The organism is Nocardia higoensis, assembly GCF_015477835.1.
Taxonomy (GTDB): Bacteria; Actinomycetota; Actinomycetes; order Mycobacteriales; family Mycobacteriaceae; genus Nocardia; species Nocardia higoensis_A.
In genome coordinates this window covers 785,953-804,397 of sequence record NZ_JADLQN010000001.1, presented here as the reverse complement: position 1 = coordinate 804,397, position 18,445 = coordinate 785,953, and the positions used below count along the sequence as shown (strand labels likewise).

Genomic DNA, 18,445 nt, shown 5'->3' with positions numbered 1-18,445 from the left:
GCCCTCACCGGACTCCTCGGCCTCCGGCTGACCTCGGTGCCGCGGTTCGTCCAGAATGATGGCGTCATCTTCTGAACGGAGCTCTCTCATGACCGACGACATCGACCGCCGCACCGTCATCGCGGGTGCGGGCATAGTGGCCGCGGCCGCCGCCCTCACCGCGTGCTCGACCACCGGTGAAGCCGAATCCGCCCCCGCGTCGGACGGCCAGCAGTCGCCGGGTTCGGCAGGCGCCATCGCCAAGACCGCCGACATCCCGGTCGGCGGCGGTGTGATCGTCGGGTCCACGGTGGTCACCCAGCCGAGCGCGGGGACCTTCGTCGGCCTGGACAGCACCTGCACCCACGCGGGCTGCAAGGTGAGCTCGATATCCGAGGGCACCATCCGCTGCCGATGCCACGGCAGCGAGTTCGCCCTCGACGGAACGGTGGTCAACGGCCCCGCGAGCCGACCGCTGGCGTCGAAAAGCGTTCGGGTCGAGGGAGATTCGATCGTCGGTATCTGACTGGTTGCCGACCTGCTCGCTGGAAGGCCTCCGCGCCGACTCCACACCATAGGCGTCCATTCCCTGCCCGTCGCCAGAGGACTTCTCGGTATGCGCGTCAGCGATCTACCACGGCAGGTTGGCCTGCCGAGCTCTGCGCAGCACGCTGGACGGTGTGGAAGCCGGGGAGGTAGCGGTCGACTGCGGGGATCATGAGCTGGATCAGTGGACCGATGCCGAAGGCGTAGACGAGGGTGCCGACGCCGACGCTGCCGCCGAGGAGCCAGCCGGTGGCCAGGACCGTCACCTCGATGGTGGTGCGGATCGATCGGACGGACCAGCCGGTGCGGCGGACCAGGCCAGTCATCAGGCCATCACGCGGGCCGGGGCCCATGCCCGCGCCGATGTAGAGGACGGTGGCGGCGGCGTTGAGCACGACGGCCGCGAGCATGGCGGCGATCCGCACCGGCAGTGATTCCCCCGTGGGCAGCAGCCACAGGCCGGCGTCCACCGACAACCCGATCACCACGATATTGCTGACCGTGCCGAGTCCTGGGCGCTGCCGCAGCGGAATCCAGGCGAGCAGAACGATCGCGCCGGTCACCGCGGTCACCGCGCCGAAGCTGAGGGGCACGTGATCAGCGACGCCTTGGTGGAAGACGTCCCAAGGGTCGAGCCCGAGCCCGGCGCGCACCATCACCGCCATGGAGAACCCGTACATCCACAATCCGCTGTAGAGCGCGACCAACCGCCGAAGGAGCATCGGCTCAGCATGCCGACCACTGGCCTGACGCAACAGAGCCAGCCGCTGACAACTGGCCCACTGCGCGTCGCGTGCTACCGGTCCTCCTGCTCCGTCTCGTGCCGGAGCGCGCTCCTCGAGTACCGGGTCGGTGTGGTCCGCTCACAGAGCTGTGCGCCGCCGCTCGGATGCGCGACCGTCCAGCGGCGCAACACCTTCCGGATCACCTCCTCGGAGCTGGGCCGGATCGAGACGCCCGGCCGATGACCGTGGTGACAGTCGTCAGGGCGCGGTCGTGCGGCCCTGGCGCCAGGGATCGAGGGCGTGCTTGCCATGGGTGCGGCCCGCTTCGAGTTGCCGCAGAACTGACGGCCCATCGGCCAAGGGATGGACGAACGGGTCGCCGGGCGGGTAGACGCCGTGGGCGATGAGTGCCTCGATCTCGTCGAGCAACGATTGGTAGATGGACGGAGCCGCGACCGCCAACGCACCGATATGCAGCCCCATGACCTGGACTGGGTGGGTGAAGACCAGGTCATGCGTGGTCAGCGTGGCATCGCCGGACGCGGCGCCGAACACCACGATGCGTCCGGTGAAGGGTTTGACCACCGACAGACTGACCTCGAAGGTGGCCTGTCCCACCGATTCCAGGGCCAGGTCGACACCACCGGTCAGGCGGGTGATCTGCGCGGCCAGGTCGGGGCGGCGGCTGTCCAGGACCTCGTCGGCGCCGAGCGCATCGAGCACGTCGTGCTTCTCGCGTGACGCCGTGGCGATCACCCGCGCACCGTAGTGACGGGCAAGACGAACGGCGGCTTGTCCCACGCCTCCGGCCGCGGCATGAACGAGCACCGCCTCCCCGGACTTGATGTCGCCCAGCGGCTTCAGTGCCGCCAGGGCGGTGGCCCAGTTCAACACCAGACCGAGGGCTGCGGCATCACTCCAGCCCGTGGGCACGGGAAGCGCACTCGCCGCCGGCATCGTCATGTACTGCGCGAAGGCCCCCGGGCCGGCTCCGACGATGTGGGTGCCCAGGGGCAGCGGACTCTCGACGTCCGCGCCGACTCCCACGATCTCACCGGCGGCTTCGAAGCCTGCCACGTAGGGAGCCTGCGGACCTCCTCCGTACGTTCCACGGGTCTGCATGACGTCGGCGAAGTTGACTCCGGCAGCTCCGACGCGGATCAGGTACTCGCCAGGCCCCGGGTCGGGCAGACGGTGGTCGGTCGTGAAAGCCAGATCGTCAGGTCCCCGGTGCGTCCGCTGAACCAGTGCTCGCATTGTCTGCTCGGTGGTATGTCGCTGCTCGTTGATCGTCATGCACGGACCGTAGGAGCCTGACACTTGCGTCAAGGTCAAGCAGCAGCCGTTACGGATCGGTGCGGCCTGTCTCTCGAAGGTAAGCGTCGAGTGCTGCCTGCTGGTCGCTGAGCACGGCGATACGCGCCGCCAGCCGATCCCGATAGCTCCGCACTTCGTGCAGGAATTCCGAGCACACCGCATCCGCGGTGACACCGGATCTATCGGTCGGTCGGGGCAGAACGTCCCTGATCAGCCGCACGGGCAGCCCTGACTCGAGCAGCGAACGAACGACGAGCACGCGGTCGATCGTGGACTGGCAGTAGTCGCGGAACCCGTTGCCGAGGCGGCCGGGGACGATCAGACCCTCGTCCTCGTAGTGCCGCAACGATCTCGCGCTCACGCCGCTGACCCTGGAAGCTTCGCCGATCTTCATACGCGGAGGCAACGTCGGGGAGTCCGGCGGTCTTCCAGCGCTCATCGCCAGATGCGGGGTGTTCCAACCAGCGGGTCGGCTTACGGGACACTTCGCCGTGTCAATCCCCCAGGCCGAGGGCTGGCTGGTTCGTGTGCCACTACATGCATGCGTGCGGATACCGGGCTGGCGTTGCCCAGCACCCGCACGCCGACGGCGGGAGGCTTCTGAAGGTTTTGCGTGGCTAGCGCGATGCGATGGGTCGGGGCGCTTCGGCATCCGGTACTGGGTAGTCGACGGTCTTTGGGCCACCGGCGAGGATGTAGAGGACCAGAGCACCCATGACGGCGACGCCCACCCACATGGCCTGCTGCCAGCCGTCCACGAAGGACTGTTGCGCAGCCTGGACCAGCTGTTGTGCGTGAGGACCCGCACCGTCGGCGGCTTCGACGGCGTTGGCGATCCCTTCGCGTGCGGTATCCGCGTCTCCTGCGGGATGCCGTCGAGCTTGCTGTCGATGGAGTTGCGGTAGCCGGTGGCCACGAGCGCGCCGAGCAGAGCGACACCGAGTGCTGTGCCGAACTCGCGGGTGACATCGTTGAGTGCGGAGGCGACGCCCTGCTTCGAGGCCGCGCGCACCGAAGAGGCGGACATCGAGCAGCGAGGCGTCGCGGCGGTGCAGCTCCCATGCCACGAATCCGACGGTGGCGATGGGGCCCGCGGCGAGGCTGATCTCGATCGCCGCTGATGGCCGTCATCGCCTCGGTATCCGGGCTCAAGCCGCTGCTATTCCTACCGGAGGCAGCCCAGCCGACCGGCCCGGCCTCGACGAGCGGTGCCACGCCGCGGTAACCCACTTCCACGCCGAGTACGTTGCCCCACCCTGTCCCGCGACCACCTCCGACGTACGCAGAGGGGCCACCGGTTCCGGTGGCCCCTCTGCGTACGTATGCCTCGAGGCGACGACGCTGGTCGGCCACTCGGGTATGGTGCCGACGTACCGAAAAGGGAGGGCATGAATTTTCCGTATGAGTATGGCGCACAGATGGACTCACCACGGTCGCGGTCCAGCGGTGTCACCGCTGTCGCCGCGGCGATCCTGGCCGGCATCACCGGTCTTCTGGCCGCAGCCACCACGATCTTCTCGATAGTGGTCGTCGCCGATATCGCCACCGACGAGCCATCCAGCAACAGCAGCGATTGGAACACTTTCGGCCCGATCGTCGCCGGGCTCTTCGTCTTGATCGGCGCTGCGGCGGGAATCCTGGCGCTGCTGCACCTCCTCGGGGCGCTCCTGCTGTTCCTGCGCAAAACCACCGGCCGAGTCCTCGTGATCATCGCCTCGACGCTCGGCGTGGCACTCGCCCTGTTCGGCCTCGCGCAGGACCTGAACATCGGCACATTCGCAGCGGTGGCGCTGTGCGGCACGACTCTTGTGTACGCCGCTCTGCCTGCCACCGGCCGATGGATCGCCGAAGGCAAGTTGCCGCCTCACCCCTGCGGTGGATGACATCTTCGGGGTAGGGCAGCGAAACCTATTGGCGGAATCAGATTTCCGTTCATCAACTGCCTGCCGTCGACGGCAAGTGGTAGATTCGTCATCGGCTCGCTGCGCCCACTTCTTACGTGGGCTGCCCATCCCTCAGCCGAACTCCGGGACTTGTGATCGCGAATACGCGATCGCCCCGCCCGATTCCCAGCACCGCCTCGGCCGTCATGGATGCGGTGGGTACTTCCGGCGAACCGATTCCGAACCTCCATCAGCCAACGGTCGATCCTGCGTGCTGGATCGCCGGAGGAAGGACCACGCTCCTATGACCACACCAACCCGCACCACCGGCACCGAGCGGGAACTGCTCGAGACCATTCTCGACCAGGCGCGCGCCGACCTCGTCGACACCGTGCGCGGACTATCCGAAACCGACGCCAGGCGCCGGCTCGTCCCGTCGCTGACCACCCCGATAGCCCTGATCAAGCACGCCACCTTCGCCGAACGAATGTGGTTCCAGCGCACGCTCGGCCAACTCGCCGACCCCGACTGCGACGGCCCGCTCTGGGCGCACGGCGGTTTCGTCGTGGGCGAAGAGGAGACCGTCGCCGAGGTGATCGCGGAGTTCGAACGCGCCAGCGCTCGAGCCAGGTCGATCGCGGCCGGGATTCCCTTGGACGAGACCCGAGAGCATCCACGCATGGGCGTCGTCAGCCTTCGATGGATCTTTATGTTCATGGCCGCCGAATTCGCCCGGCATGCCGGTCACGGTGACATCCTGCGCGAGCAGATCGAGGCCGATGGTGGCTCCTCCGCGGCCTTATCACTGCGCGGTCGCCCGGATCCTCAGGTGTAGATGGATATTCGGTGAAGAATGCCGGATGCGACAGGCAGCGCATCACCGCTGCTCAGATGTCGGCCGGTCACCTTCAACGGAAGGCGTCGACATTCTCTTCAGCCCACTGATGGAAAGTCCTGGCCACCGATCCCGTGACCCGTGGGACCGTGTCTCGCACCTGCAGAAGAGCGTCATCGACGTCCCCGCCTGTCACGTCCAGAACAGCGTCGGCGGCGTATTCGCCGAATACCTGACCACATCCAAAACCAATCCCCAACCGAACGTGGCAACGTAGGTTCGCCCGGAGCGTTCGAACAGATACTCCGCGTTTGGCAGCCACTGCTCCCCCGCCCTGAGGGGCCCGAAAAGCTCTTCGAACTCGCCGACCGTCGCGCTCCAACGTGGCAGTTCGATCGGATCCGCGAGCAACGGAGGGCTACCCGAGATTCTCGTGAATTGCGCATCGCCGATCGCCCCGATATCGGTCGACGCTGCAACAAATTCGAACTGTGGCCAAAATGTGCTGGCACATCGCACTGTGGGTATACCTCGAGCATGAATTCCGATGAGCTCCAGTAGTTTCGTGAACTGCTCCCGCCCTACGGGAAGATTGCATGAAACCTCGTCGGCAACGCGCTCGGCCTCCTGTAACGTGACGTCACACCCCTCGAGCTTGGCCAGCTTTGCGTCATTGGGACAGCGCATGCGCATCAACTGGTAGATCTCGAAATCCGTAGGCGTTCTCGGATACTCTGAATGCATCGACTACCTCAGGACTTTCTCGATAATGGATACACTGAAGAAAGTCCGAGAGGCACGCCCTTCCATCAGCCGATCTGGACGAGTTCGCGGCAGGTCGCGTCTATTTCGGATTATGGTGACCCATATAGCTCTCGACCTCACTCAATCCGGCTCGAAAGTCGACCGACTCCCGGGAGGCGTCCAAAGATCTGGCCACAACCAGGATCGGCGCTTCACCCAGCGCCTCCAGTTCTTCGAGCTTGTACATGATGTAATCGACGTCCGCGTCATCCTCGCTGCGACCAATTTCTTCCAGTATCCCCCGAATGCCAGCGGCCCCACCTCTACGGGCCAATACTTCCGCCGCATCGACCATCACCGTGACATTCTGGTCGTGCAACATATCGATCAAACGATCCAGCGCTGCCGGTTGATCGATCCACTGGGCCAATTCCTGCACAGCGGCAACCCTGATCCCGGTGTCGATATCTCGCGATCTGGCGACGACGGCTTCCACTGCGGACCCGGGTTCGCTGCTGCCGTGCACTATGGAATCTCCTCTGGTAAGGCCGGTCTGACGGTATCCGGCAGTGTCTGGCCGAACTTTTCGCCGGTGTTCGGATTTGTATTCTTTCGCACTTCGACGACATGTGGTGTCGGAATTTCTTGACCGGTCGTCTTGTCATAATGCGACTTTCCGGTCAGGTCGACACGCTTCGTGGCAATACCGTCTTCGTCGAAGTATGAGTAGTGTGTAATGTTACCATTGGCATCCTTCTTCACCAGATACCCGTTCGGCGGACCTTTTGTCGGCAGTATTCGACCATTCCACACCTGAGCGTTGCTCAACTCATCCGTCAAGGACTTCTTCGGAAACTTGTTCCTGATCTTTTCGATGAGCTTGGTAGTGAGGTCTTTGATGCGCTGGACGATCTCTTTGGTCTTGGAGGTGATGCGTTCGACTGCGACGACGGTGCGGAGTTTCGCCGCGTTGACCGCAATGCGGATGAGGTCGGCGAATTTGTCGATTATCCTGGCGACCGCAGCAGCGGTTCGTGCGGCCACCGCGGCACCGCCGACACCGAAGCTGACACAGGAAGCGAGGACCGACAGCGCGAGGCTGACGGCCACTTCTACGGCGATCTCCTTGGCGAGGTCCCCGAGCAGTCGCTCCAGCTCGGCGCGCAGGGCGTCGTGGGCTTGTTTCTGGTCTCGGCACGATTGCGCCATCTCGCCGTAGGCGCCGGCCAAGTCCGTGGCGACGGTTTTCAGTTCGCGGAGATCTTCGTCGATGAAGTTCGCATCCGGTGAGGTGACCTGTTCGAACATCACCGCGGCGCGTTCGAGTTCGGTCGCGACAGCGGTGACGGACTCGTGGATGGACAGCGTGTGCCACACATCGGCCGCGTGCGACATCTTGGCGGTGTCGCCGTCCGGGATCGGGATGCCGACCTTGGTGGCCAGTTCGAGACCGTCGTCGACCAGGCCGCGCCCGTCTCCACCCGCCGACGATGGGAGCGTTGATATCAGTTCCAGAGGTGAGTAGCCGAATGCCGCTGTCAGGGGCGGTAGCTGAGGTTCGGGCAGGCCGCTGGCGGGGTCGTGATCGGCGAGGGCGTGGTTGTAGCCGGCCTGATTCAGGACTTGGGCGTAGCCGTCGAGCGCCAAGGTGAGATCCAGCGAAATCTTCCACACGTCGCCGGCCTGCTGATCATATGACTCGGCCCAGGTCTTGCCGTCGCCGATGCTGCCTGCCATCCCCCGCGTTTCATCGAGAGACTGCATCTTCGTCTGAAAGCGTTGATGAAATCGGCTGTGGCTTTATTGCATGCGACGGCGGCGTCGTAATAGACCTGCGGCGCGACATCGAGCACCGTCACGACGGTGATCCACCACGGCCGAGCATCTCCAGATTCGTGGCCACGGCCGCGGTATAGCGCTGATGCGCGGCGACCGCGGCGGCGCGCATCTCGTCGATCCCCTCGGCGACATCCTGTGCGCCGGTGAGCCAACGGGCGAAGGCATCGTTCGCGGCAACGGCGGACGGACCGCTCCAGCCGGCCTGCACAGCGGCGATCCGCTGCTGGATACCTGTGAGGCTGTCCTCGAGGAAGCCGACGAATCCGGCCACACGAGCGGTGATGTCGTCGAGTTCGGTCAAATCGACCCGAAACGGTTCAGCCATGAGTTGTCTCCCCCGAGATCTACGGCAGATCCAGTGAACTGGTGTCAGTCGCCCGATCTGTATCGAGCTGGGTATGCGTATCCGCGGTGACACCCATCAGTTCGGCCAGCGTCGCGAGCGCATCCAGAACGGTCTGCGCGCCTTGACGGGTCTCCTCCCAACCCGCCCGATACGCGGTCGCCGAGACACCGGTCCACCCCTGCAAGAGCACACCGATCTCGGTGTCCAAGGTACGAACTCCGTCGACCAGCTCTTGGGCGGTCAACTGCACGTATCGCCCAGCATCGCTCACCTCGGACGGGACGACATCGAAAGTCCCATCACCCTGCGTCATACTCTCCCCCTCAGAGCCCCTGATACCGAGAACCTTACCCCACCTCTTTCGATGGTTGCGTCCGATAGCGCGGTGTAGCGCTCGAACATCGGACCGGAGAGTACGAGCCAGAAAGGTGCGCATGTCCAGCTGCAGTTCGACCGGGACGGCCAGAAGCGGAGTGATCTTCTACGGTCCATCGGTGACTTCCGGCTCCCCGGCTCGTCTGTGTCTGTGACGGACTCGAGGAGCATCGATATCTGGTCGCTGGTGCACGCCGAACGCGTGGCACTCATCGAGGATTTGAAAACCTTGGACAACGAGCAGTGGGAGGCACCGTCGCTCTGGGCCGGCTGGACGGTGCACGATGTGGCCGCCCATCTGGTGGACTCGGCGCGCACGACACGGCTCGGTTCGTCGCGGGTTTGATTCGTGCGCGCTTCGACTTCCATCGGCAGAACGCGCGCGGTGTAGAACGTGAGCGCGGGGCCGCACCGGCGGAGACACTGGAGCGTCTGCGCCAGGTAGCACATCGGCGATCGGGTCCACCGGTACCGCTCGAGAGCCGGCTCGTCGAAGAGATCGTCCATGGTGAGGACATCCGGCGGCCAGTGGGGATCACCAGGTGCTATCCGGAAGAGGCGGTGGTCGCGGCGTTACGACTACAGGCTCGCACTCCGGTCGCCTTTGGTGGCGCGAAGGAGTTGCTATCCGAAGTTCGGTTGGTCGCAATGGATACCGGCGCGGCTATCGGCACAGGACCGGAAGGGGACCGCGCTGTCGCTGCTGCCGGCCGTCAGCGGCCGACGCGTGAGGCCGGCGGAACTGGCCGGTCCGGGCGCCGCGGTACTACGGGGACGTGAGAACCGGTCCGGTGTCGCGAAATGAGGTCGGAGCCGGCAGCGGACACGACCTCAGATGTCACCCCCACCGGTCGACTGCCGGGCGATATCCCGCAACAGCGCGACGATCGCGGCATGGCCATCCTGGATACAGGTCTCACCCTCGCCGCCGCCCTCGTGTTCGTAGCGCAGCGTGATCAGATTCGTGCCGTCACCAGCGGGACGGCGTTCCACCGTGTACGTCGACTCCACCTCCGACCAGGCACACTCGTCCGCAAGCAGGGCCACCAGGTCTGCGCCGACTAGTGCGGCGGCGAGATCGGCGGCGGTGCGGTCCTGGGTATCCGGGCGCGCTGGGTCCGCGCCGCGGGTCAGCAGGGATCGCACGATGCCGAGGCGCCCGCTCCGGGCCGCGATGGTCAGCGGAGTGCCCGGGATATTCGGATCGGCACCTGCCTCGAGTAGCAGGTCCACGGTTTCGCGATGGCCGTTGCCCACCGCCCACAGCAGCGGCGGCGTGCCCGAACCGTGTTCTCGGGGATGCGGTGGCTCGGGCTGGTCGGGGTCGGCTCCGGCGGCCAGCAGAGCGGCGACGGAATCGGTGTGGTTCCAGCAGGCCGCCGCGCACAGGGGCAGTCCTTCGTCTTCGGCTCCACCGGGCAGATTCGGATCTGCCCCATGCGCCAGCAGCAGCCTGGTCAGTTCGCCGCAGCCCTGGACAGCCGCCCGGTACAGGGGTGTGGTGCCGTCCTCGTCCGGTACGTCGGGGTGTGCCCCCGCGGCCAGCAATTTCCGGACTGCCGGTACGTCTCCGAGTGTTACTGCTGTGACCAGATCTGCCATCCTCCCAGTAGAACCACCGCGTCAATCGGATTTTCGGTATCGGAATTTCTCTGGAACATGGTGATCCGAGCGGCGTGCATGACCGGTTCATCGCGGGGCGAAAGTGGTGCGGCGGAGCGCGATACGTCAGAAAGTAGGCCAGTCGGGGCGGATCGGGCCGGACGAGACCTGTTACGTACTGACTCCCTCAGCCGCAGCCCGGACAGCGGCGCGACCGACTCGCCGACCACGTCACTGCCCGGCAGGCTCCACAGCACGCCTTCGCCCCGCTGTCGACGACGCTGTCCAGCTCGACCTTCCGCTCACAGGTGTAGTGGGCGATGAGTCACCCGAGTACGGCCCGGCCAGTCGACAGCAGGCATGATCACATTCATGGTGAGGGGAGATATCGTCATGGCGAAAAGGACACGCTCGACGACAGCGGCGATCATGGTTTCAGCGGCGTTGGTGAGCGCACTGGTGGGATGCGGATCCGATTCCGCGCCTGGGGATTCCGCCGTCGCGACCTCCACGATAGCCTCAGCCACCCCGACGACGAGCCGCCCGCGCCCCGTGCCCAACTCCATCGATCAGGCTGCCGTGGCACCCGGCTCACTCGAGGCGATGTCTAAGGTGCGTGCTACCGACGCCTGTGCGCTGCACGACAGCGGAGCGGCCGCCCGCCTCGGTGGCCTACAGGAGTTCGACCGCGACAACAGTTGGACCGCGTGCCGAATGGTCATCGCCGATGCCGGCAATCCCGGCGGCTACTTCCGTTTCGACCTCGAACTGGCTGACGACTACTTGGACTACGATCGGGAACGCGACACCGCTGAGACACTCAGCGGCACAACCGTTTACCACAACCCCTACAGTGGCGGCAGCTCCGGATGCGTGTTCGCCGTACCTTACGCCGAGACCGGGTTCGCGGCGCTGCTCAGCGTGAAGCGAGCCCAGCCGCCGAAGAACACCCCTGTCGACTGGCCGGAGGCCTGCGCGTTCACCCGTGAATACCTCACGGCGATCCTGCCCGGACTCACCGCCCTGCCCGCTCACCCGTTCGGCGAGGATGCACCGGGCCCGTCGCTGATCCAGAAGAACCCCTGCCCCACGGCTGCCACGATCGATGCCGCGCTGCCGGGATGGAGGATCGCCTCCACGGGTACCCCTACGCCCTACACCTGCAAGATGACGCTGCGCCGCGAAGGCGACCAACACAAGGTCACCCTCGAGGTGCATTTCCAGCGCAACAACGAACAGATCCCGCTCGAGGGAGAGACCCGGTACCCGGGCGATCTGAATGGCGGGTATGTCACCCAGGACAGTGCCTTCCGGTCCCGCGCCGGGCTCGGGGGTATAGAGATCCGCTCTTGGTACTCCACCGCTCCGAGCCGAGCGATCACCTGCACCGCCGCGCTGACGTTCCGCCCCGCTGCCCCAGCCGGCGCCTCCACCGCACACATTCTCTCCATCGGGCTCGACATCTCCCCCTCTGCCCCACCCACCCCTTTCGACGCGTGCGAGCAACTCGACCTGCTCACCGAGGGCATCGTCGCCACGCTACGGTGACGCGGAGAGTCGACAGCCGGTCCGACTTCCACCGGCTCACCCGATGGGCGGCGTCGACGTCGGCGCGGTGACCGCCGGGTTGCTGTCGGTGCCCTGCTCGCTGGGGTTGTGCGATACGGCCCGCGCGGCCATACCCGTCCGATGCTGTAGCGCCACCGCGCAACCTGCTCACTCGCGAGGAATCGAACTCCGATTCGGGGCGTTGCGTCACCGGCCCTCCGCCTGGTCGGGTAGCACGATGACGGCTGGGGCCGGGGGTGAGGCTGAATCCGGCGCCGGCCACAGCGCCCAGGCAGTGAACAACAATACGATCAGTGCCGCTGCGGCGAGGCCCCGTCGACGCACCCTATGCTGTTGTGTCACGGCAGAATTCGCGATGCTCGACTGCCGCTCGAGTTCATGTTCATGCCCAGCCGCGCCAGGCACCACCAGCTCGGCGATCAGAGGCAGCACGCGGGCGGAGACACCGAAGTGTTCGAAGCTCGGCGCCAGCAACGCGGTCGCGCGGGCGGTGCGGACGCGTTCGGCGATATAGGCGGTCGGCATGTAGGTGCAGTCGTCGATGGTGAGGACGTCGATCAGGTCATAGCCGCGGGCGTGGGCGAGTTCGGTCAGGATGTGCCGATCCTCGGCCGGGGATCGGCTGATGCCGAGGTTGAGCACACCGAGTGCCGTATTCATGGCGCGGGTCCTTGTCATTGGGTGTCGTCAGTGGATGCCGCGATCGCGGAAGTACCGGTAGTCGTCGGCGCTGACGATGAGCGCGGCGACCCGGGTCGAGCAGTGCCAGGGGCATTCGCCGTGGAGGCTCAGCACGGCAGCGGCCGCCGCCGGTGAGCGCACGGGCCAGTGCGGGTTGTCGTGGCGGAGTTTCTCGGCGGTGGCCGCGAATCCGAGGACGCTGGGGGCTTGGTCGATCGGGATGACGGCACCGAACGGCCGTTTCCCGCTCACCGGCCGGTTGTCACCGAGCACGGCCGTCCCCTCCGCAGCCGTGCGGTTCCTGCGCGCACGAGGCCGTCACAGTTCCGACTCAGCTGTGAGGTCCGCGCCGCCCACCCCGTCCAACAGCACCGCCAGACGTCGATGACCATGAGAGATGAAGCTCGCCAACGGTTTCACCGTCTCCGGCGCGACAGCGAACGCGATCTGTGGAAACCTCCCGAACAGCGCGGGCAGGGCGATCTCGGCCTCCAACCGTGCCAGCGGCGCGCCGAGGCAGTAGTGCGGTCCGTAACCGAAGGACAGATGCTCCTTGATCGGTCGGGCCGGATCGAACTCGCCGGGATTCGGTTCGTGCAGGTCGGGGTCGCGGTTGGCGGCGGCCAGGCAGGCGAGGATGGCCTCCCCGGCCTTGATCCGCGTGCCCGCCACGTCGATGTCGACCACCGCGTACCGCAGCGGCAGGTTCGCCACCGGCGGCGCGTAGCGCAGGGTCTCCTCGATCAGCTGCGACCAGCCGAACGTGCCGACGCGGACCCGAGGAAGGAGTTCGGGCCGGGTCAGCAGCTGATAGATCGCCTGGTCGAGCAGGTTGACCGTGGTCTCGTAACCGGCGCTGATCACCAGTAGCAGCGTGTGCACGAGCTCCTGCTCGGTGAGCTGGTCGTCGTGGTCGCGACGGCTGATGAGCAGACTGGTCATATCCCGCCCCGGCTTGGCACGGCGACGAGCGACGAGCGTGGTCAAGATGCTCACCATCTCGGCGAGCGTGGCCTGTGGGTCACGCTGCGGAGCGGTGGAGAAGATCTCGTCGACACACAGCCGCAGCCCCGGCCGCAGATCGTCCGGGACACCCATCAGCGCGGTGATCACCCGCAACGGCACCTGCGCCGCGAACTCCTCCCGCACATCCACCACCCCGTCCGCCCGCGCAGCCAGCCCGTCGAGCAGCCCGCTGGTGATCCGCCTGATCCGCGGCCGCAACTCGGCCACGCGGCGGGCGGTGAACGCGGGCCCGACGAGCTTGCGCAACCGCTGATGGTCTTTGCCGTAAGCGGTGAACATGTTGCGCACCGACACCCACGAGATCAACGGCCAATCCGGCGGAATCTCACCGGCGACGAACGCCGGCCAATGCTGAGCGGCGTCCTTGGACACCCGCCAGTCGACGAACAACTCCCGCAGCAGTTCGGCATCGGTCACCGCCCAGGCGCGCACCCCACCGGGCAGTAATACCGGGACCAGCCGCCCCTGTTCGCGGAGCCGGGCGGCCTCACCCGGAATGTCAGCGCCCGTGACATCGAGCGCTATAGGAGCGGGGACAGGATGAAGATCGGTCATCGAAAGTTCGCCTTTACGGTCAGCGGATGGGCACGGTGAGCGGCGGAACGGGTGTGAAGACGACGGGCAGCTCCTCGAGCGCCCGATGGAACGGCCCAGGCCGCCAACGCAATTGCTCGTAGGGCCTGGCGAGCTGCATCTCGGGCAGGGCATCGAGGATCTGGTCGATCGCCTCTCCGGCGATCAATTCGGCAGGCAACCTGGCGGGGCAGCGGTGCGGTCCGGCGCCGAGCCCCAGGTGCGATTCGTTGCCGCGAATGTTGCCGCCCACCACGGCGGGGTCGTTGTTGCAGGCGGCCAGGCTGATCACCGCCGGGCGATGCGCCGGCACCCACATACCGTCGATGAGCTGGGGCTGGCGTGGATAGGACATGCAGAAATTCGCGATCGGCGGGTCACGGAACAGCACATGGGTCAGCGCGTCACGGGTCGACAGGCCGCCACCGACGACCTCGCCGGCGAAGTCCGGGTGGGTCATCATCCACGACAAGGTGTTGACGATGAGATTGGTCAGCGGCTCACTCGCCGCAGCGTAAAGAGTGACCAGCTGATGTATGACCTCCTCGTCGGTCAGACCGCTGTGGTGGGCCAGCAACCAGGAGGTGATGTCCTTACCGGGATGGGTGCGTTTGCGGCCGACGAGTTCGCGCAGTGCCGCCACGATCAGGTTGTTACCCTCGGCAGCGTCAGCGGTGGTGTCGAAGATCATCGCCATCCCCGTCGCGGCCCGCCCACTGACCTGGGGGTCACATCCGATCAGCTCGCCGATCACCTCGAACACCAACGGGGACGCGAAATCGGTGATCAACTCGGCCCGGCCACGACCACAGAATCCGTTCACCAGCGTCACGGAGATGCGCTCGACCACTTCGTGGATCCTGCGCAGATCCACCCGGGCGAGCGCGTCCACGTTCGCCGACCGGTAACGCACATGCTCTATCCCACTGCTGCGCAATGCGTTCGGACGCCACTGCATCATCGGCAGGACCGGGCACCCCGAGGGGATGTCACGCTCCCAGGTCCGCGGATCGGCGGGGAAATGTTCGGGGTCGTTGAGGATCTTCAGAGCCGTCCAGTAGCCGATCACCAACGTCGCCGGAACATCAGGTGCCAGCCAGATCGGCACCAGAGATCCGAAACGCTGACGCATCTGCGCGTACACGGCGTGTGGGTCCGCCGCGAACTGCTCGGTGTAGAGGGGAACGCGGAACTCACGATTCGCATCGATTGGCGAGCCGGGTCCATGGGCATCTCGGACGAAGCTGGATTGCGCTGAAAGCAATGGAGTTACTCCTCCGAAGCGGGACGGAATGTAGACAATCGGCATCTCTTCACGGCGGATGCGGGACGGTTCGCCAGCTACGCTGACCAGTTCGAGCTAGGGGCGCGCGAAGTACTCGAGGGGTACGAAAAGACCCCCATACCCGTACTCTGGGAGCACGTATCTCGACCCGTTGCGATGAGGTAGGGACATGGAAGAGCACACGACGATCGGACGGCGCATTCAGCGTGCGCGCGAGCGAATGGGCATGTCGCGCAGAGTGCTTGGTGGCTTGATCGGCCGATCCGAGGAATGGGCCAAGAGCATCGAGACGGGCAAACGTGGCGCCCCGCGCCTGCCGATGCTGCTGCAGATCGCCGAGGCGCTCGGGCTATCGGACCTCGCCGAACTCACCGGAAACGGGCACGCTGTGAGCGTGAAGGTCTGGGCCGGAGCGCGACACCGTGACCTCGGTGCCGTGCAGTTGGCATTGACCAGCTTCCGACTCGCCACTCCTGGCGAGCGGCACGACCTCACCCATCTGGAGGAGCGGCTACGCCATGCCTGGCAGGTCCGGCATTCGAGCCCGAACCACCGGACCGCGCTCGGCGCGATCCTGCCCACCCTCATCCGTGATGCGCAGGCCGCCGCGCGAACATCGGGATCCGACCGCCGCAAGGCTCGACGGCTACTCGCCGGCGTCTACCACCTGACCGATTTCTACGTGGCCTACCAACCAGACGCATCGCTGGTATGGCTGGTCGCCGACCGCGGCCTCGCCGAGGCGCAGGAGGCCGACGATCCGTACACGATCGCCTGCGGCATGTGGGCGATGGTCCAAGCATTGCGCGACTCCGGCCGCTGGGACGAAGCGCTCGAGATGATCGCCTCCGGGCGCGAGATGCTCACTCCTTGGCTCGACCGGGACAGCACGCCCGACAACTGGCGAGCGATCTCGGGCGCCCTCGCCGCGGAAGCCGCGCTCGTGCACGCGCGTCGGGGTCGCACCGGAGATGCGTGGGCGGCATGGGATCGAGCCGAGGAGATCGCTCAGCGACTGGGACCGGCCTACCGGCATGTCCAAACTTCGTTCTCTCAGGCTGTGCAGGCGGCGAACGCGACGACGCTCGGCGTCGAACTGCGCCGATCCGGCGAAGCGCTGCGCGCGGCCCGATCCGTCGACGGTGACGAGATCGTGTCGATCCCGCGACGAGCCCGGCATTTGATCGAGGTCGCGCGGGCCTACGACGAACGCGACGAGCGGGCAGCCGTTGTCGCGATACTCGACCGAGCCCAGAACACCGCACCCGAAACGATTTCCTACAACGGATATGCGCGCGACATGCTGCTCTCGTTGCAGAAGAAGCCACCGTCCGGGATGTCGCGGGAAGTACGCGACCTGTGTCGACGCGTCGGCGTGGCGGCCTGATCCAGCCGTTGCCTTCGCAGGCCACGCACTCCTCGCCACCGAATTGCTGGGCTCGTTGCCGAGCCGTGCGGCGCTCGTCTTCACCGGACACGGCGCCCCTGTCGAAATCGACTCTCCTCGAGGAAGGTACGCATCCGCGTCGGAGGGCGAGCCGAGCATCGTGCAGCAACGGCTCGAACCTGAAATGCCGGAATGCTTTACAGGCAAGAGTGCTCCCGAAATCGAATCAATAGCGGATGAGACCGGTCGGCTGATGCGATGTGTGCGGACGCCAAATCTCCGACGCATCGACAGTGCCCGGCCGACCCCCTCACCAGCCAGGACGACGCGGCGGACATCTCACCGGACATCTCGAGCAGACGGATGTCGCGACGACCGCGCAATGGAAAGATGTGCGGAAGCGCTGGTGGTCAACTGCTTTGGGTGGGGGTGTGGATGATGTCCTGGGGTGAGCAATTGCGGCGGTGGCGCATCGGCCGGGACTGGACGCAGGAGGACATGGCCCGCCGTCTCGACGCGGCGGGTGCAACCGCGGGGATACCGGTGTGTTGCGATGTGCGCCAGATCCGGCGCTGGGAGAGCGGTGCCGCGACGCCCGTGCGCACGTATCGTGGATTGTTGGAGGCCATCGGAGCTCCGAGCCCTCCCCGACTCCGTCCACGGAAGGACACCGATCCGATGCGACGCAGACAGCTTCTGGCAGCGATCGCGGCCGCCCTCGCCGGCGCAGATGTCGACCTTCGAGCGTGGTGGCCCGACCCGCAATCGGGGGCATGGGGGCCGCCGCCCGCGCGCGTCGGCCATCTCGATGTGGTCCGGCTCGGTCACGTCACTCGGCACCTTCGAGCGCTGGATGCCGAGACCGGTGGCGGCGCGGCACTCGATCCCGCGGTGGCCGCTCTCGAGCATTCCAGCCGGTTGCTCGAACGCGCCGACACCAAAGTGAGAGCGGAACTCCTGGCGGCGCTCGCGGATATGGCCAACGTCGTCGGGTGGGCCGCCCATGACGCCGGACACCATGAGCTGGCTGCCGCTCACCTGATGCGCGCATTGGACTGGGCGCTGGCCGCCGACAGCGCCCACGGCTCCGCCCTAGCCGCGAACATCCTGTTCCACTTGGCGCGTGTCGCCCTGTATCGCGAGGACCCCGACACCGCGCTCGGGCTCGTCCGCCACGGCCACGGCCTCACCGCGCGAACCGGAAACACAGCCGAATCCGCTCAGTTGCACGCCACCGCCGCTTGGGCGCACGCTCTGAAGGGCGATCACCGCCAGGTCGCCGAGAGCCTGGCCCGCGCCGAAGACGATATCCACGCCTCCTCCGCTCCCGAGGCTCCATGGATGCGGATCTTCTTCGCGCCGGGCGATTTCGCCGGTCACCAAGCGCTGGTGTACTCCGCCCTCGCCAGCCACACGACCGACGCTCGGACCGCGGAGTCCGTCGCGACAACCGCCCTCGAGAGAACACGCGTCTCCTTGCCCCAAGCCACCCGAGACCGGCCGTCGCGGTCACTCACCTTCGACGCGATCGTGGCTGCCCAGAACGCGTTCCGGCTCGGTGACCTCGACAGCGCCATCCCGATGACAAAGCAGGCCCTCTCCGGTGCCGCCGCGACGACGAGCCGACGCGCCACCGAGCGCCTCCAGGAGATCGCCCTCGCTGCCGCACCGCACACCCATCACGGCACCGTCGCCGATCTCCACCACGATCTCGTCCTGGCCGGCGCCTGATC

20 protein-coding genes and 1 pseudogene are annotated in these 18,445 nt (G+C 66.2%); 7 read left to right on the top strand and 14 right to left on the bottom strand.

The window, feature by feature from the left end; genetic code table 11:
* Window positions 1-88 precede the first annotated feature (88 nt).
* A complete protein-coding gene (locus tag IU449_RS03620; protein ID WP_195000527.1) occupies window positions 89-505 on the top strand; it encodes a Rieske (2Fe-2S) protein in 417 nt (138 codons plus the stop codon).
* 97 nt (window positions 506-602) lie between these two features.
* Here IU449_RS03620 and IU449_RS03615 read toward each other — a convergent pair whose 3' ends face one another.
* From IU449_RS03615 to IU449_RS03605, 3 genes are all read right to left on the bottom strand, one after another.
* The gene (locus tag IU449_RS03615; RefSeq protein ID WP_195000526.1) at window positions 603-1,247 is read right to left on the bottom strand and encodes a YczE/YyaS/YitT family protein; all 645 of its coding nucleotides are present in this window, start codon (window positions 1,245-1,247) and stop codon (window positions 603-605) included.
* A 261-nt stretch (window positions 1,248-1,508) separates the two neighbouring features.
* Entirely contained in the window at window positions 1,509-2,546 is a 1,038-nt protein-coding gene (locus IU449_RS03610; protein ID WP_195000525.1) for an NADPH:quinone oxidoreductase family protein, read from the bottom strand.
* 49 nt (window positions 2,547-2,595) lie between these two features.
* On the bottom strand, window positions 2,596-2,961 hold the full coding sequence (locus tag IU449_RS03605; RefSeq protein WP_195000524.1) for a MerR family transcriptional regulator: 366 nt from the start codon (window positions 2,959-2,961) through the stop codon (window positions 2,596-2,598).
* Window positions 2,962-3,985: 1,024 nt separating this feature from the next.
* Between IU449_RS03605 and IU449_RS03600 the strand changes: the two genes are divergently transcribed.
* Window positions 3,986-4,450 carry a hypothetical protein gene (locus IU449_RS03600; protein ID WP_195000523.1) on the top strand — a complete coding sequence of 155 codons (465 nt, stop codon included), beginning with the start codon at window positions 3,986-3,988 and terminating at the stop codon, window positions 4,448-4,450.
* Window positions 4,451-4,754: 304 nt separating this feature from the next.
* On the top strand, window positions 4,755-5,285 hold the full coding sequence (locus IU449_RS03595; RefSeq protein ID WP_195000522.1) for a DinB family protein: 531 nt from the start codon (window positions 4,755-4,757) through the stop codon (window positions 5,283-5,285).
* 192 nt (window positions 5,286-5,477) lie between these two features.
* On the opposite strand, the gene IU449_RS03590 is transcribed toward IU449_RS03595, so the two are convergent.
* The 5 genes from IU449_RS03590 to IU449_RS03570 all read right to left on the bottom strand — a co-directional run bounded on the left by IU449_RS03590 (window position 5,478) and on the right by IU449_RS03570 (window position 8,527).
* Window positions 5,478-6,029 carry a hypothetical protein gene (locus tag IU449_RS03590; RefSeq protein ID WP_195000521.1) on the bottom strand — a complete coding sequence of 184 codons (552 nt, stop codon included), beginning with the start codon at window positions 6,027-6,029 and terminating at the stop codon, window positions 5,478-5,480.
* 100 nt (window positions 6,030-6,129) lie between these two features.
* On the bottom strand, window positions 6,130-6,555 hold the full coding sequence (locus tag IU449_RS03585) for a HEAT repeat domain-containing protein (protein WP_195000520.1): 426 nt from the start codon (window positions 6,553-6,555) through the stop codon (window positions 6,130-6,132).
* Complete coding sequence (locus IU449_RS03580) at window positions 6,555-7,766, bottom strand: polymorphic toxin type 24 domain-containing protein (RefSeq protein ID WP_195000519.1); 1,212 nt, start codon at window positions 7,764-7,766, stop codon at window positions 6,555-6,557. The genes IU449_RS03585 and IU449_RS03580 overlap by 1 nt, the downstream gene beginning before the upstream one ends.
* Before the next feature lie 118 nt (window positions 7,767-7,884).
* Window positions 7,885-8,193 carry a WXG100 family type VII secretion target gene (locus IU449_RS03575; RefSeq protein WP_195000518.1) on the bottom strand — a complete coding sequence of 103 codons (309 nt, stop codon included), beginning with the start codon at window positions 8,191-8,193 and terminating at the stop codon, window positions 7,885-7,887.
* Between the two features lie 19 nt (window positions 8,194-8,212).
* On the bottom strand, window positions 8,213-8,527 hold the full coding sequence (locus IU449_RS03570) for a WXG100 family type VII secretion target (RefSeq protein ID WP_195000517.1): 315 nt from the start codon (window positions 8,525-8,527) through the stop codon (window positions 8,213-8,215).
* A gap of 231 nt (window positions 8,528-8,758) precedes the next feature.
* Between IU449_RS03570 and IU449_RS03565 the strand changes: the two are divergent.
* Window positions 8,759-9,394: pseudogene (locus tag IU449_RS03565) on the top strand (maleylpyruvate isomerase family mycothiol-dependent enzyme).
* A 26-nt stretch (window positions 9,395-9,420) separates the two neighbouring features.
* On the opposite strand, the gene IU449_RS03560 reads toward IU449_RS03565, so the two are convergent.
* Complete coding sequence (locus IU449_RS03560; protein ID WP_195000516.1) at window positions 9,421-10,191, bottom strand: ankyrin repeat domain-containing protein; 771 nt, start codon at window positions 10,189-10,191, stop codon at window positions 9,421-9,423.
* A 302-nt stretch (window positions 10,192-10,493) separates the two neighbouring features.
* Window positions 10,494-10,757: a hypothetical protein gene (locus IU449_RS03555; protein WP_195000515.1), complete on the bottom strand. Its 264-nt coding sequence runs from the start codon at window positions 10,755-10,757 to the stop codon at window positions 10,494-10,496.
* 37 nt (window positions 10,758-10,794) lie between these two features.
* Here IU449_RS03555 and IU449_RS03550 point away from each other — a divergent pair, with 37 nt between their 5' ends.
* Window positions 10,795-11,739 carry a hypothetical protein gene (locus IU449_RS03550; RefSeq protein WP_195000514.1) on the top strand — a complete coding sequence of 315 codons (945 nt, stop codon included), beginning with the start codon at window positions 10,795-10,797 and terminating at the stop codon, window positions 11,737-11,739.
* A 207-nt stretch (window positions 11,740-11,946) separates the two neighbouring features.
* Here the strand turns inward: IU449_RS03550 and IU449_RS03545 are convergent, their stop codons facing one another.
* From IU449_RS03545 to IU449_RS03530, 4 genes are all read right to left on the bottom strand, one after another.
* Window positions 11,947-12,402, bottom strand: coding sequence for a hypothetical protein (locus tag IU449_RS03545; protein ID WP_195000513.1), 456 nt, complete (start codon window positions 12,400-12,402; stop codon window positions 11,947-11,949).
* 45 nt (window positions 12,403-12,447) lie between these two features.
* Window positions 12,448-12,693: a hypothetical protein gene (locus tag IU449_RS03540; RefSeq protein WP_195000512.1), complete on the bottom strand. Its 246-nt coding sequence runs from the start codon at window positions 12,691-12,693 to the stop codon at window positions 12,448-12,450.
* 66 nt (window positions 12,694-12,759) lie between these two features.
* A complete protein-coding gene (locus tag IU449_RS03535; RefSeq protein ID WP_195000511.1) occupies window positions 12,760-14,022 on the bottom strand; it encodes a cytochrome P450 family protein in 1,263 nt (420 codons plus the stop codon).
* 19 nt (window positions 14,023-14,041) lie between these two features.
* On the bottom strand, window positions 14,042-15,184 hold the full coding sequence (locus IU449_RS03530) for a cytochrome P450 (protein WP_324188071.1): 1,143 nt from the start codon (window positions 15,182-15,184) through the stop codon (window positions 14,042-14,044).
* A gap of 310 nt (window positions 15,185-15,494) precedes the next feature.
* On the opposite strand from IU449_RS03530, the gene IU449_RS03525 reads away from it, so the two are divergent.
* Window positions 15,495-16,712 (top strand): helix-turn-helix domain-containing protein, encoded by a 1,218-nt coding sequence (locus IU449_RS03525; protein ID WP_195000510.1) that lies wholly within the window; start codon window positions 15,495-15,497, stop codon window positions 16,710-16,712.
* A 678-nt stretch (window positions 16,713-17,390) separates the two neighbouring features.
* Window positions 17,391-18,443, top strand: coding sequence for a hypothetical protein (locus IU449_RS03520; protein WP_195000509.1), 1,053 nt, complete (start codon window positions 17,391-17,393; stop codon window positions 18,441-18,443).
* Window positions 18,444-18,445: the final 2 nt, after the last annotated feature.

Bases quoted from the DNA above. Each gene is read 5' to 3' on its own strand.
- IU449_RS03620 (WP_195000527.1), top strand. From the start codon at position 89: ATGACCGACGACATCGACCGCCGCACCGTCATCGCGGGTGCGGGCATA.
- IU449_RS03615 (WP_195000526.1), bottom strand. From the start codon at position 1,247: ATGCTCCTTCGGCGGTTGGTCGCGCTCTACAGCGGATTGTGGATGTAC.
- IU449_RS03610 (WP_195000525.1), bottom strand. From the start codon at position 2,546: ATGACGATCAACGAGCAGCGACATACCACCGAGCAGACAATGCGAGCA.
- IU449_RS03605 (WP_195000524.1), bottom strand. From the start codon at position 2,961: ATGAAGATCGGCGAAGCTTCCAGGGTCAGCGGCGTGAGCGCGAGATCG.
- IU449_RS03600 (WP_195000523.1), top strand. From the start codon at position 3,986: ATGGACTCACCACGGTCGCGGTCCAGCGGTGTCACCGCTGTCGCCGCG.
- IU449_RS03595 (WP_195000522.1), top strand. From the start codon at position 4,755: ATGACCACACCAACCCGCACCACCGGCACCGAGCGGGAACTGCTCGAG.
- IU449_RS03590 (WP_195000521.1), bottom strand. From the start codon at position 6,029: ATGCATTCAGAGTATCCGAGAACGCCTACGGATTTCGAGATCTACCAG.
- IU449_RS03580 (WP_195000519.1), bottom strand. From the start codon at position 7,766: ATGGCAGGCAGCATCGGCGACGGCAAGACCTGGGCCGAGTCATATGAT.
- IU449_RS03575 (WP_195000518.1), bottom strand. From the start codon at position 8,193: ATGGCTGAACCGTTTCGGGTCGATTTGACCGAACTCGACGACATCACC.
- IU449_RS03570 (WP_195000517.1), bottom strand. From the start codon at position 8,527: ATGACGCAGGGTGATGGGACTTTCGATGTCGTCCCGTCCGAGGTGAGC.
- IU449_RS03560 (WP_195000516.1), bottom strand. From the start codon at position 10,191: ATGGCAGATCTGGTCACAGCAGTAACACTCGGAGACGTACCGGCAGTC.
- IU449_RS03555 (WP_195000515.1), bottom strand. From the start codon at position 10,757: ATGGAGTTGGGCACGGGGCGCGGGCGGCTCGTCGTCGGGGTGGCTGAG.
- IU449_RS03550 (WP_195000514.1), top strand. From the start codon at position 10,795: ATGTCTAAGGTGCGTGCTACCGACGCCTGTGCGCTGCACGACAGCGGA.
- IU449_RS03535 (WP_195000511.1), bottom strand. From the start codon at position 14,022: ATGACCGATCTTCATCCTGTCCCCGCTCCTATAGCGCTCGATGTCACG.
- IU449_RS03525 (WP_195000510.1), top strand. From the start codon at position 15,495: ATGGAAGAGCACACGACGATCGGACGGCGCATTCAGCGTGCGCGCGAG.
- IU449_RS03520 (WP_195000509.1), top strand. From the start codon at position 17,391: ATGCGACGCAGACAGCTTCTGGCAGCGATCGCGGCCGCCCTCGCCGGC.